This window comes from Bradyrhizobium sp. USDA 3256, from assembly GCF_054058275.1.
Genome location: NZ_JBSSAE010000002.1, coordinates 5,348,728 through 5,361,609, shown reverse-complemented (window position 1 = coordinate 5,361,609; position 12,882 = coordinate 5,348,728). Strand labels below are relative to the sequence as shown.

Below are 12,882 nucleotides of genomic sequence, written 5' to 3'. Positions count from 1 at the left end.
CTGCTTGTGAGATCAGGTTGGGGCCCCAGCCATCGCAAAACTCGGCCCTGTGGTTATGGGTCCTGGCTTTCGCCGGGACGACTGCGGAGAGCGCCTGCCACCTTTATAGGATTCCTATAACGTCCTTATTCGCCACCTCTCGAAAACCTATGCCCCGGATGGCACCTCACGGCCATCCGGCGCGGAGCGCTTATACGGTCGCCCACCGCGCCTCCTCGGACGCATAGGAGTCTCTCATGATGGACATTCTCATGGCGGCGCTTGCGGTCGGCTTCTTTGCGGCCGGCATCGGCTACGCCTACGCCTGCGAACGGCTATAGGGGAGGCGGCGATGATCTTCGATTACTCGCTCGCCGGCCTCGTCTCGCTCGGCCTGCTGTTCTACCTCACTTACGCATTGCTGCGGCCCGAACGCTTCTAGGCGGCCCGCGATGTCAACGCTTTGCACAATTCTGTTAGCCGACGCGGTGCTGACCGGGCTGTTGCTCGGCTTGTTCGCGTCGATGCTGCGCTTCGCTCCCATTCGAAAGGTTTGACGCAATGACCGTCATCGGCTGGATTCAAATTATTCTGTTCTGCGCGATCGTTGCCGCGCTGGTCAAACCGCTCGGCTGGTACATGACCCGCGTGTTCAACGGCGAGCGCACCTTCCTGTCGCCCGTGCTGCGCCCGGTCGAGCGCGGCATCTACTGGGTCGGCGGCGTCGACGAGCGCCGTGAGCAACACTGGCTGACCTATACGGTCGCCATGCTGCTGTTCCATGTCGGCGGCTTCGCCATCATCTACGGCCTGATGCGGCTGCAGGCGGTGCTGCCGTTCAATCCGGCCGGGCAATCGGCGGTCGCCGAGGACCTTTCCTTCAACACCGCGATCTCCTTCATCACCAACACCAACTGGCAGAACTACGGCGGCGAGAGCACGCTGTCCTATCTGGTCCAGATGGTCGGCCTGACCCACCAGAACTTCCTGTCGGCGGCGACCGGCATCGCGCTGGCGATGGCGCTGATCCGCGGCTTCACCCGCTCGTCGATGCGCACCGTCGGCAATTTCTGGGTCGACGTCACGCGCTGCACGCTCTACGTGCTGCTGCCGATCTGCGTCGTCTACGCGCTGTTCCTGGTCTGGCAGGGCATGCCGCAGACGCTCGGCGCCTATGTCGACGCCACCACGCTGGAGGGCGGCAAGCAGACCATCGCGCTCGGGCCGGTGGCCTCGCAGGTCGCGATCAAGATGCTCGGCACCAATGGCGGCGGCTTCTTCAACGCCAACGCCGCGCATCCGTTCGAGAATCCGACCGCGCTGTCGAACCTCGTGCAGATGGTCTCGATCTTCGCGCTCGGCGCCGCCATGACCAACGTGTTCGGCCGCATGGTCGGCAACGAACGCCAGGGCTGGGCGATCTTCGCCGTGATGGGCATCCTGTTCGTCGCCGGCGTCACCGTCACCTATTGGGCGGAAGCCAACGGCACCTCGGCGCTGCACGCGCTCGGCCTCACCGGCGGCAACATGGAGGGCAAGGAGCTCCGCTTCGGCATCGTCGCGTCCTCGCTGTTCGCCGTCGTCACGACTGCCGCCTCCTGCGGCGCGGTCAATGCCATGCATGACAGCTTCACCGCGCTCGGCGGCATGATCCCGCTGATCAACATGCAGCTCGGCGAGGTCATCATCGGCGGCGTCGGCGCCGGCTTCTACGGCATGCTGCTGTTCGTCGTGCTTGCGATCTTCGTCGCCGGCCTGATGGTCGGCCGCACTCCGGAATATGTCGGCAAGAAGATCGAGGCGCGCGAGGTCAAGATGGCGATGCTCGCGATCCTGGTGCTGCCGCTGATGTATCTCGGCTGGACCGCGGTCGGCGTGGTACTGCCGTCGGCGGTGGCCTCGATGGCGAACTCCGGCCCGCATGGCTTCACCGAGGTGCTGTACGCGTTCACCTCGGCCACCGGCAATAACGGCTCGGCCTTCGCGGGCCTCACCGGCAACACCCTGTTCTACAATCTGACGCTCGCTTCCGCGATGTTCGTCGGCCGCTTCTTCATGATCGTGCCGGCGATGGCGATCGCGGGTTCGCTGGTCGAGAAGAAGTCGATCCCGGCCTCGGCGGGCACCTTCCCGACCACCGGCGGGCTGTTCGTCGGCCTCGTCATCGGCGTGATCCTGATCATCGGCGGTCTCACCTTCTTCCCGGCGCTGGCGCTCGGGCCGATCGTCGAGCACCTCGCCATGAACGCCAACACCCTGTTCTGATCGAATTGTCCGGAGTGACAACCATGGAAACCACAAGACTGCAAAAGCAGGTGACGGCGTCGACCATGTTCGACCCGAAGATCCTGGTGCCGGCGATCCGCTCGGCCTTCGTCAAGCTCGATCCCCGGCTGATGGCGAAGAACCCCGTGATGTTCGTGGTCGAGGTCGTGGCCGCGTTGACCACCGTGATCTTCGTCCGCGACCTCGTCACCGGCAGCGCCAATCTCGGCTTCACCTTCCAGATCATCCTCTGGCTCTGGTTCACGGTGCTGTTCGCCAACTTCGCCGAGGCCGTCGCCGAAGGCCGTGGCAAGGCGCAGGCGGAATCGTTGAAGAAGACCCGCACCGAGAGCCAGGCCAAGCTGCTCACCGGCACCGACCGGACCTATCGCATGGTGCCCGGCACCTCGCTGAAGGTCGGCGACGTCGTGCTGGTCGAGGCCGGCGACAACATTCCGTCCGACGGCGAGGTGATCGAAGGCGTGGCCTCGGTCAATGAAGCCGCAATCACGGGTGAATCCGCGCCTGTGATCCGCGAGTCCGGCGGCGATCGTTCCGCGGTCACCGGCGGCACCCAGGTGCTGTCGGACTGGATTCGCGTCCGCATCACCGCAGCCCAGGGCTCGACCTTCATCGACCGCATGATCAAGCTGGTGGAGGGTGCCGAGCGGCAGAAGACGCCGAACGAGATCGCGCTCAACATCCTGCTGGCCGGCCTCACCATCATCTTCGTGTTCGCGACGGTGACGATCCCGAGCTATGCGGCCTATGCCGGCGGCTCGATCTCGGTCGTGGTGCTGGTGGCGCTGTTCGTGACGCTGATCCCGACCACGATCGGCGCGCTATTGTCGGCGATCGGCATCGCCGGCATGGACCGCCTGGTGCGCTTCAACGTTCTGGCGATGTCCGGCCGCGCGGTGGAGGCCGCCGGCGACGTCGACACGCTGCTGCTGGACAAGACCGGCACCATCACGCTCGGCAACCGCCAGGCGACCGCATTCCGTCCGATCCGCGGCGTCGCCGAGCAGGACCTTGCCGACGCGGCGCAGCTTGCCTCGCTGGCCGACGAGACGCCGGAAGGCCGCTCGATCGTGGTGCTGGCCAAGGAGAAATACGGCATTCGCGGCCGTGACATGCATGAGCTTGCCGCGACCTTCGTGCCGTTCACCGCGCAGACCCGCATGAGCGGCATCGATGCAGGCTCCTCGTCGGTCCGCAAGGGCGCGGTCGACGCCATCCTCGCCTATGTCGACGGCGGCTCGCCCCGCACCGTCGCCTCGGGCAACACCGTCCGCGCGGTCGCGGCGACGATGAGCGCTGAAGCGCGCGAGATCCAGTCGATCGCCGACGAGATCGCCAAGGCCGGCGGCACGCCGCTGGCCGTCGCCAAGGACGGCAAGCTGCTCGGCGTCGTGCATCTGAAGGACATCGTCAAGGGCGGCATCCGCGAGCGCTTTGCCGAGCTGCGCCGGATGGGTATACGCACCGTGATGATCACCGGCGACAACCCGATGACCGCGGCCGCGATCGCGGCCGAGGCCGGCGTCGACGACTTCCTGGCGCAGGCAACCCCCGAGGACAAGCTCAAGCTGATCCGCGACGAGCAGTCCAAGGGCAAGCTGGTCGCGATGTGCGGCGACGGCACCAACGACGCACCGGCGCTCGCGCAGGCCGATGTCGGCGTCGCCATGAACACCGGCACGCAGGCCGCCCGCGAGGCCGGCAACATGGTCGACCTCGATTCCAACCCGACCAAGCTGATCGAGGTGGTCGAGATCGGCAAGCAGCTGCTGATGACCCGCGGCGCGCTGACCACGTTCTCGATCGCCAACGACGTCGCAAAATATTTTGCGATCATCCCCGCGATGTTCCTCGCGTTCTATCCACAGCTCCAGGTGCTGAACGTCATGCACCTGGCGAGCCCGCAGAGCGCGATCCTGTCGGCGATCATCTTCAACGCGCTGATCATCATCGCGCTGATTCCCTTGGCGTTGAAGGGCGTCAAGTATCGCGCGGTCGGTGCCGGCGCGCTGCTCGGCCGCAACCTGATGATCTACGGCCTCGGCGGCATCATCATCCCGTTCATCGGCATCAAGGCGATCGACCTCGTCGTCGCCGCTCTGGGCCTGGCTTAAGGAGCCGCAATCATGTTGAAAGAAATCCGCCCCGCCATCCTCGTGCTGGTCCTGCTGACCGCGATCACCGGCCTTGCTTATCCGCTCGCCATCACCGGGATCGCCGGCGTCATCTTCCCGCGGCAGGCGCAAGGCAGCCTGATCGAGCAGGACGGCAAGGTGATCGGCTCCGCCCTGATCGGGCAGGAGTTCAAGGAAGATAAATACTTCCACGGCCGGCCGTCGGCGACGGTCGCGCCCGATCCGAACGATGCCTCCAAGACAGTGCCGGCGCCGTACAACGCGGCCAATTCCGGCGGCTCCAACCTCGGCCCGACCAGCAAGGCGCTGAACGACCGGGTCAAGGAGGATGTCGAGAAGCTGAAGGCGGAGAACCCGTCCGCCAGCGTGCCGGTCGATCTTGTGACCGCGTCGGGCAGCGGGCTCGATCCGGATATCTCGCCGGACGCCGCGCTGTTCCAGGTGCCGCGGGTCGCCAAGGCGCGCAGCATGTCCGAGGACGCGGTGCGCGAGCTGGTGACGCAGAACACGCAGGGCCGCTTCGCCGGCGTAATCGGCGAGCCCCGTGTTAACGTTCTTGCGCTCAACCTGGCGCTCGACGCGGCAAAGCCGAAATAGGGGAGTAGGCTGGCCCTCGCAGGATGACTATATTGCGCTATGGCCAATCAGCGCGACCCTGACAAACGACCCTCGCCGGATGCGCTGCTGGAGGCGGCGCGCCGGGAGACCGATCGATCGGGACGGCTGAAGATCTTCATCGGCGCCGCCCCCGGCGTCGGCAAGACCTACGAGATGCTCTCGAGCGCCCACGCCCGCCTCAAGGCGGGCGTCGACGTCGTGGTCGGCGTCGTCGAAACCCACGGTCGGGTCGAGACCGAGACGCTGCTGAAGGGCCTCGAGGTGCTGCCGCGGAAGCGGCTAACCTATCGCGACCAGACGCTCGAGGAGATGGACCTCGACGCATTGATCGCGCGGCGGCCGCAGCTCGCGCTGGTCGACGAGCTCGCCCATACCAACGCGCCGGGCAGCCGGCATCCCAAGCGCTACCTCGACGTCGAGGAACTGCTGTCGCACGGCATCGACGTCTACACCGCGATCAACATCCAGCACATCGAGAGCCTCAACGACGTCGTCGCGCAGATCACCCATGTGCGGGTGCGCGAGACGGTGCCCGACTCGGTGGTCGATCGCGCCGATGCCATCGAGCTGATCGACCTGACGCCCGACGACCTGATCCAGCGGCTGAAGGAGGGCAAGGTCTATGTGCCGAGACAAGCCGAACGGGCGCTGGAACACTATTTCTCGCCCGGCAATCTCACCGCGCTGCGCGAGCTGGCGCTGCGCCGCACCGCCGAGCGGGTCGACGAGCAGCTGCTCAACCACATGCAGGCCAATGCGATTGCCGGACCCTGGGCCGCCGGCGAGCGCATCCTGGTCTGCCTGAGCGAGGATCCGCGCGCGGCTGGCCTCGTGCGCTACACCAAGCGCCTCGCCGACCGGCTGCATGCGCAATGGACCGCGGTCAGCATCGAGACGCGGCGCAGCCTGCAACTTTCCGACGAGCAGCGCGACCGGCTGGCCGACACCATGCGGCTCGCGGAATCGCTCGGCGGCGAGGCGCTGACGCTGCCAGGCGTCGGCCGCCGCATTGCAGACGACGTTATCAATTTCGCCCAGGCCAACAACGTCACCCAGATCATCATCGGCAAGTCGACGCGCTCGCGCTGGTTCGAGCTGACGCATGGGTCCGTGGTGCACGATCTGGTGCGCCGCGCCGGCAATATCAGCGTCAACGTGATCGCCGGCGACGAGCTGCCGGTCGGCAAGGCGGCGGTGCAGACCGCGCAGCGGCAGGAGCCGTTCAATCCGCGGCCCTATCTGATGGCGCTGCTGCTGGCGGCGCTCGGGCTCGGCGCGGCCAAGCTGATCCAGCCGTTCTTCGGCATCGAGAATGTCGACCTCGTCTTCCTCACCGCCGTGGTCGGCGCCGCCGCGCGCTACGGCCTCGGGCCGTCGCTGCTGGCGAGCGTCGCGGCCTCGCTGTGCTACAATTTCTTCTTCCTGCCGCCGGTCTATACCTTCACCATCACCGACCCGACCAATGTCGCGGCGTTCTTCTTCTTCATGCTGATCGCGCTCCTGGTCTCCAACGTCGCGGCGCGGGTGCGCACCCAGGCCGACACCGCAATCAGCCGGGTCCGCACCACCGAGTCGCTCTACGCCTTCAGCCGCAAGCTCGCCGGCACCGCGACGCTGGACGACGTGCTGTGGGCGACCGCCTACCAGATTGCGCTGATGCTCAAGGTGCGCGTGGTGCTGCTGCTGCCGGAGGACGGGATGCTGACCGTCAAGAGCGGCTATCCGCCGGAGGATCAGCTCGACCAGGCCGATCTCGCCGCCGCCAACTGGGCTTGGGGCAACGATCGCCCGGCCGGCCGCGGCTCCGACACGCTGCCGGGCGGCAAACGGCTGTTCCTGCCGATGCGCACCGGCCGCGGCCCGATCGGCGTGATCGGCATCGACGACGACCGCACCGGGCCGCTCTTGACGCCGGACCAGCGCCGGCTGCTCGATGCGCTGGTCGACCAGGGCGCGCTGGCGATCGAGCGCGTGCTGCTGGTCGAGGACATGGATCGCGTCAAGCGCACGGTGGAATCCGACCGGCTGCGCGGCGCGCTCCTGACCTCGATCTCGCACGATCTCAAGACGCCGCTGGCTTCGGTGCTCGGCTCGGCCTCGGCGCTGCGCGACCTCGGCGCCAACCTGAGCGATGCGCAGAAGCACGATCTGCTGGCCACCGTGATCGACGAGTCCGAGCGGCTGAATCGGTTCATCGCCAATCTGCTCGACATGACCAAGCTGGAATCCGGTGCGATCGTGCCGAATACGGCGCGCCATGATGTCGGCGAGATCGTCGGCAGCGCGCTGCGCCGGGCGGGCAAGATCCTGGTGCATCACCGGGTATCGCTGGAGCTCGCGGCCGACCTGCCGATGCTGGAGCTCGACGCCGTGCTGTTCGAGCAGGTGCTGTTCAACCTGCTCGACAACGCCGCCAAATACGCCCCATCGGACACCACGATCTCGATCCGCGGCGCCCGCGATCGCGACACCATCGCGCTGCAGATCCTCGATGAAGGCAACGGGATTCCCGCGGCCGAGCTCGAGAGCGTGTTCGACAAATTCTATCGCGCCGAGAAGGGCGACCATGTCCGTCCCGGCACCGGCCTCGGGCTTGCGATCTCGCGCGGCTTCGTCGAGGCGATGCGCGGCACGATCGCGGCGGCCAACCGCGCCGACCGCAGCGGCGCCGTCATCACCATCCGCCTGCCGATCCCCGCCGACACCAACGCGCTGGACACTGCTGCATGAACGCGACGCCGATCAAGGTCCTGGTCATCGACGACGAGCCGCCGATCCGCAAGCTGCTGCGGATGGGGCTGAGTACGCAGGGCTATGACATCCTCGAGGCATCCAACGGCAAGCTGGCGCTGGAGATGCTGGGTGAGGGACCGGCGCTGATCATCCTCGACCTCGGATTGCCCGACATCCAGGGCCATGACCTCCTGCGCATGATCCGTGGACGCAATGAGAGCGTCCCGATCGTGGTGCTATCGAGCCGTGGCGACGAGGCCGGCAAGGTGCAGGCGCTCGACCTCGGCGCCGACGACTACCTGACCAAGCCGTTCGGCATGGACGAATTGCTGGCGCGGCTACGCGCGGCGCTGCGGCACCAGTTGCAGGTGCAGGGCGAGCGGCCGGTGTTCCGCTCCGGCGATCTCTCGGTCGACCTGGTGCGCCGGATCGTCAAGGTCGGTGACAGGGAGATCAAGCTGTCGCCGAAGGAATATGACCTGTTGCGCGTGCTGGTTCAGCATGCCGGCAAGGTGCTGACCCACCGCTTCCTCTTGAAGGAATTGTGGGACGAACTGACCGACGCGCAATATCTGCGCGTCTATGTGCGCCAGCTTCGCCAGAAGATCGAGGCCGACCCGGAGCGTCCGCAATTCGTGCTGACCGAGACCGGCATCGGCTATCGGCTGCGCGCGGCGGACTAGGCACAAGCGCCGGACGGCTCACAACCCGCGATCTGGAACCATTGCTCGCGGCGAGGATTACTTTCCCTCACCGGGAGAGAAACCATGGCAAGGAAATATTCGCGGAAGGCATCGCGCGATGTCGAGGGCGCGATGAAGAAACGCAAGGCCGGCACGCTGCGCAGCGGCCGTTCCAAGAAGAAGGTGAAGAGCCGCAAGCAGGCGATCGCGATCGGTCTGTCCGAGGCGCGCGCCAAGGGCAGGAAGGTCCCGAAGAAGTCGTCCAAGAAGACGGCGAAGAAGCGCAAGACAGCCAAGAAGCGGAAGAGCTCGAAGAAGAAGTAGGGTTAGGCTGCCTGCTTCGTAACGGCCGGGCTTGACCCGGCCATCCACGTCGTTCTGACCAAGTCGATGGATGCCCGGGCAAGCCCGGGCATGACGAGTGAAATTTGCCTCACCCCGCCTTGCGTCGCCGCGCGTTTGACCTGTGCGTTTTCTTGGCGGCGCGGCGATGCGAGGTCGGGCGGCGCGCGGTGGAGCGCGAGCGCCTTGCGCCGCTCTTGCCGCCCTTGAGGCTCTGCTGCAGGGCGTCCATCAGGCTCACGACGTTGCTTGGCTTCTCCTCGCGCTCGGCGGCCTTGATCGGCTTGCCGGCGGCCTTGCGGCGGACCAGGGCCTTCAGTGCGGACTCATACTCGTCCTTGAATTTCGACGGATCGAAATGCGCGGCCTTGCTGTCGAGGATATGGCCGGCGAGCTCGATCATGTCTTTCGTGACCTTCGGGCTCTTGATGTCGTCGAAATAATCGTCGGCGTCGCGCAGCTCGTAGGGGTAGCGCAGGGTGGTGCCGAGCATGCCCTTGTCGAGCGGCTCGATCGCGATCACATGCTCGCGGTTGGTCAGCACGATCCGCGCCAGCGCGACGCGGTCCTGATCCTTCATGGCGTCGCGGATCACCGCGAACGCGTCGACGCCGGCCTTGCCGTCGGGCCTGATGTAGTAGGGGTGGTCGAGATAGCGCTTGTCGATCTCGCCCTCGGGCACGAAGCTGTCGATGTCGATGGTATGGTTGCTCTCGATCTGGACCGCTTCGAGCTCGTCCTTCTCGATCTCGACATATTTGCCCTTGCTGACCTCGTAGCCGCGGCCCTTCTGGTCGCCCTCGACAACGTCGCCGGTCTCGGTATCGACCATCTGCTGCTTCAGCCGGTTGCCGGTCTCCCGGTTGATCATGTGGAAGCGGGTCTTCTCGACCGCGGTCGAGGCCGGGTAGAGCGCCACCGGACATGACACCAGCGAGAGCTTGAGCGTGCCTTTCCAGTAGGCGCGGGGAGCGGCCATGATCGCCTCCAAACAGCTTGAGTTTGGAACTTGAACGGATACCGTGGGTTTTGGTTCCTGATGGCCGCACGGAGGCGGCGGCCGTCGTTTGCGCCGAGGGTTTGCCGAGGTTTGTTGTGTCGCTGAGAAACCTGTCCACCTATCGCAAGAAGCGCGACTTCGAGAAGACCAGCGAGCCGTCAGGCGACGTCAAGGTCGCACCCAGCAAGCAGCGGCGCTTCGTCATCCAGAAGCACGACGCGACGCGGTTGCATTACGATCTGCGGCTCGAATTCGACGGCGTCTTCAAGTCCTGGGCGGTGACGCGCGGGCCTTCGCTCGATCCGCATGACAAGCGGCTGGCGGTGGAGGTCGAGGATCATCCGCTCGACTATGGCGATTTCGAAGGCACCATTCCCGAAGGCCAGTATGGCGGCGGCACGGTGCAACTGTGGGATCGCGGCACCTGGGAATCGGACGATCCCGAGCGCGGCTTCAAGAAGGGCGACCTGAAGTTCACGCTTGAGGGCGACAAGCTGCACGGCAGCTGGGTACTGGTGCGGATGAAGGGCGACCGCTTTGGCGGCAAGCGCACCAACTGGCTCCTGATCAAGCACCGCGACGAATATGCCGTTGACGGCAACGGCGAGGAGGTCCTCGACGAGGACCGTTCGGTCGCTTCCGGACGCTCGATGGCGCAGATCGCTGCCGGCAAGGGCCGGGCGCCCAAGCCGTTCATGCTGGCCAAGGGCAACGGCAAGGCCAAGGCGGACGCGGTCTGGCAGTCCAACCACGGCATGGCTGCGGACGCGCGCGCCAGGACCAAGGCGCCGGCGCCCAAGGAGCGGCTGAAAGTGGCGCGGCAGGCGAAACCGAAGCAGGTATCGGAGATGCCCGATTTCGTCGCGCCGCAGCTCTGCGCCGCGGTGGAGTCTCCACCCAATGGCACGGGCTGGTGCCACGAGATCAAGTTCGACGGTTACCGCGTGCAGCTTCGCGTTGAGGACGGCGAGGCCGTGCTGAAGACCCGCAAGGGGCTCGACTGGACCGTCAAGTTCGGCGCGATCGTGAAGGAGGCTTCGAAGCTGCCGGACGCGCTGATCGATGGCGAGATCGTCGCGCTCGACAAGAACGGCACGCCGCATTTTTCGACGCTGCAGGCTGCGCTCTCCGACGGCAAGACGGATCGGCTGATCTTCTACGCCTTCGACCTGCTGTTCGCCGGCATCGAAGACCTGCGCCCGCTGCCGCTCGCCGAGCGCAAGACGCGGCTGAAGCAGTTGCTCGCGGCGCGCAAGGGCAAGAACCTCCTGATCCGCTATGTCGAACATTTCGAGCAGCGCGGCGAGGCGGTGCTCGAATCCGCGCGCAAGCTCGGCCTCGAGGGCATCGTCTCCAAGCGGCTCGACGGTGCCTATCGTTCCGGCCGCTCCGACGACTGGACCAAGGCAAAAATCCGCGCCGGCCATGAGGTGGTGCTCGGCGGCTGGAAGACCACCAATGGCAAATTCCGCTCGCTGATGGCGGGCGTCTATCGCGGCGATCATCTGGCTTTTGTCGGCATCGTCGGCACCGGCTTCGGCCAGGACACGGTCCGCCGCATCATGCCGGCGCTGAAGGCGGCGGAGGCGGACAAGAGCCCGTTCGGCGGCAAGGACGCGCCGAAGAAGACCCGCGACGTGCACTGGCTCAAGCCGGAGCTGGTCGCCGAGATCGAGTTCGCCGGCTGGACCGACGCCGGCAATATCCGCCAGGCCGCCTTCAAGGGCCTGCGCCAGGACAAGCCGGCGCACGAGGTCGAGGCCGAGCGGCCGGTTGTAACCAAAGTGGTGAAGCCGATGGCCAAGGGCGTGGCGAAGAAGGGCGCCGGGAAGGCGTCCAGCGAGGTGATGGGTGTCGTCATCTCGCACCCGGACAAGGCGCTGTGGCCTGATGCGGGCGATGGCGAGCCGGTGACCAAGCTCGACCTCGCGAACTATTTCGAGGCGGTTGGCGAATGGATGATTTCCTATCTCAAGGGCCGGCCGTGCTCGATCGTGCGTGCGCCCGACGGCATCAAGGGCGAGACCTTCTTCCAGCGCCATGCGATGGCCGGCACATCAAAATTGCTCAAGCTTGCGAAGGTCTCGGGCGACCGCAAACCCTATTTGCAGATCGACCAGATCGAGGGCCTGGCGGCGGTCGCGCAGCTCGGCGGCCTCGAACTGCATCCCTGGAATTGCGCGCCGGATGCCTATGACACGCCGGGCCGGCTGGTGTTCGATCTCGATCCCGCGCCCGATGTCGCGTTCACCGACGTGATCGACGCCGCCAAGGATATGCGGCAACGGCTGACCGCGGTCGGCCTCGAAAGCTTCTGCAAGACCACCGGCGGCAAGGGTCTGCACGTCGTCACGCCGCTGCTCGCAGGCAGCAGGGACAAGGTGACGTGGAAGGAGGCCAAGGCGTTCGCGCAGGCGATCTGCCAGTGGATGGCGCAGGACGATCCCGAGCGCTATCTGATCAACATGTCCAAGGCCAAGCGCACGGGAAAGATCTTCCTCGACTATTTGCGCAACGACAGGATGTCGACGGCAGTCGCGGTGTTGTCGCCGCGGGCGCGTCCGGGGGCGACGGTGTCGATGCCGCTGACCTGGTCGCAGCTGCGCGGTGATCTCGATCCGAAGAAATTCACGCTGCGCACCGTGCCGGCCTTGCTCGCGAAGACGAAGGCCTGGGACGGCTACGAGGACGCAGCGTCGTCGATCAAATCGGCGATGAAGAAGCTCGCGGCGCAGTAGAAACTGTTGGGCAAGCGCGCCGCTGGCTTGGTTCGTCATACCCCGCGGAAGCGGGGTATCCAGTACGCGGCGGCTTATCGGTTCAATCGCAAACGTCTCTGGAATACTGGATCACCCGCTTGCGCGGGTGATGACAGTCGTTGATGTGGATCATCGGGCGCAGTGGCGCCACGCGCTACAATCGTCCGAGCAGGAGCAGGATCAGCAGGATCACGATGACCAGGCCGAGCCCGCCGCCGCCGTAATAGCCGGTGCCGTAAAACGGTCCGCCGCCGATGCCGCTGAAGCCGCCAAGCAGCGCAATGACCAGGATGATGAGAATGATCGTTCCAATTGACATCTAGCGTCTCCTCAGCCCCGCGGGCCCG

The 12,882-nt window shown here is 65.8% G+C and carries 10 protein-coding genes; 8 read left to right on the top strand and 2 right to left on the bottom strand.

Annotation, left to right across the window (positions count from 1 at the left end; all coding sequences use genetic code 11):
* Positions 1-331: 331 nt before the first annotated feature.
* The 7 genes from ACVWY5_RS27240 (at position 332) to ACVWY5_RS27210 (ending at position 8,758) form a co-directional block, all read left to right on the top strand.
* The gene (locus ACVWY5_RS27240; protein WP_016846764.1) at positions 332-421 is read left to right on the top strand and encodes a K(+)-transporting ATPase subunit F; all 90 of its coding nucleotides are present in this window, start codon (positions 332-334) and stop codon (positions 419-421) included.
* A gap of 119 nt (positions 422-540) precedes the next feature.
* Positions 541-2,244 carry a potassium-transporting ATPase subunit KdpA gene (gene kdpA, locus ACVWY5_RS27235; protein WP_028332702.1) on the top strand — a complete coding sequence of 568 codons (1,704 nt, stop codon included), beginning with the start codon at positions 541-543 and terminating at the stop codon, positions 2,242-2,244.
* A 23-nt stretch (positions 2,245-2,267) separates the two neighbouring features.
* A complete protein-coding gene (gene kdpB, locus ACVWY5_RS27230) occupies positions 2,268-4,379 on the top strand; it encodes a potassium-transporting ATPase subunit KdpB (protein WP_028332701.1) in 2,112 nt (703 codons plus the stop codon).
* A gap of 12 nt (positions 4,380-4,391) precedes the next feature.
* Positions 4,392-4,997, top strand: coding sequence for a K(+)-transporting ATPase subunit C (locus ACVWY5_RS27225; RefSeq protein WP_028332700.1), 606 nt, complete (start codon positions 4,392-4,394; stop codon positions 4,995-4,997).
* A 39-nt stretch (positions 4,998-5,036) separates the two neighbouring features.
* Positions 5,037-7,748, top strand: coding sequence for a sensor histidine kinase (locus tag ACVWY5_RS27220; RefSeq protein WP_028332699.1), 2,712 nt, complete (start codon positions 5,037-5,039; stop codon positions 7,746-7,748).
* On the top strand, positions 7,745-8,434 hold the full coding sequence (locus tag ACVWY5_RS27215; RefSeq protein WP_028332698.1) for a response regulator: 690 nt from the start codon (positions 7,745-7,747) through the stop codon (positions 8,432-8,434). The genes ACVWY5_RS27220 and ACVWY5_RS27215 overlap by 4 nt, the downstream gene beginning before the upstream one ends.
* 84 nt (positions 8,435-8,518) lie before the next feature.
* Entirely contained in the window at positions 8,519-8,758 is a 240-nt protein-coding gene (locus ACVWY5_RS27210; RefSeq protein WP_028332697.1) for a DUF6496 domain-containing protein, read from the top strand.
* Positions 8,759-8,867: 109 nt separating this feature from the next.
* Here ACVWY5_RS27210 and ku read toward each other — a convergent pair whose 3' ends face one another.
* Positions 8,868-9,755: a non-homologous end joining protein Ku gene (ku, locus tag ACVWY5_RS27205; RefSeq protein ID WP_028332696.1), complete on the bottom strand. Its 888-nt coding sequence runs from the start codon at positions 9,753-9,755 to the stop codon at positions 8,868-8,870.
* Positions 9,756-9,871: 116 nt separating this feature from the next.
* On the opposite strand from ku, the gene ligD reads away from it, so the two are divergent.
* Positions 9,872-12,514, top strand: a complete 2,643-nt coding sequence (gene ligD, locus ACVWY5_RS27200) for a DNA ligase D (protein WP_051376032.1) — start codon at positions 9,872-9,874, stop codon at positions 12,512-12,514.
* Positions 12,515-12,689: 175 nt separating this feature from the next.
* On the opposite strand, the gene ACVWY5_RS27195 is transcribed toward ligD, so the two are convergent.
* Positions 12,690-12,854, bottom strand: a complete 165-nt coding sequence (locus ACVWY5_RS27195; protein WP_021080901.1) for a DUF3309 family protein — start codon at positions 12,852-12,854, stop codon at positions 12,690-12,692.
* Between the last annotated feature and the right edge of the window lie 28 nt (positions 12,855-12,882).

Bases quoted from the DNA above. Each gene is read 5' to 3' on its own strand.
- ACVWY5_RS27215 (WP_028332698.1), top strand. From the start codon at position 7,745: ATGAACGCGACGCCGATCAAGGTCCTGGTCATCGACGACGAGCCGCCG.
- ACVWY5_RS27225 (WP_028332700.1), top strand. From the start codon at position 4,392: ATGTTGAAAGAAATCCGCCCCGCCATCCTCGTGCTGGTCCTGCTGACC.
- ku (WP_028332696.1), bottom strand. From the start codon at position 9,755: ATGGCCGCTCCCCGCGCCTACTGGAAAGGCACGCTCAAGCTCTCGCTG.
- ACVWY5_RS27210 (WP_028332697.1), top strand. From the start codon at position 8,519: ATGGCAAGGAAATATTCGCGGAAGGCATCGCGCGATGTCGAGGGCGCG.
- ACVWY5_RS27195 (WP_021080901.1), bottom strand. From the start codon at position 12,854: ATGTCAATTGGAACGATCATTCTCATCATCCTGGTCATTGCGCTGCTT.
- ACVWY5_RS27220 (WP_028332699.1), top strand. From the start codon at position 5,037: ATGGCCAATCAGCGCGACCCTGACAAACGACCCTCGCCGGATGCGCTG.
- kdpB (WP_028332701.1), top strand. From the start codon at position 2,268: ATGGAAACCACAAGACTGCAAAAGCAGGTGACGGCGTCGACCATGTTC.
- ACVWY5_RS27240 (WP_016846764.1), top strand. From the start codon at position 332: ATGATCTTCGATTACTCGCTCGCCGGCCTCGTCTCGCTCGGCCTGCTG.
- kdpA (WP_028332702.1), top strand. From the start codon at position 541: ATGACCGTCATCGGCTGGATTCAAATTATTCTGTTCTGCGCGATCGTT.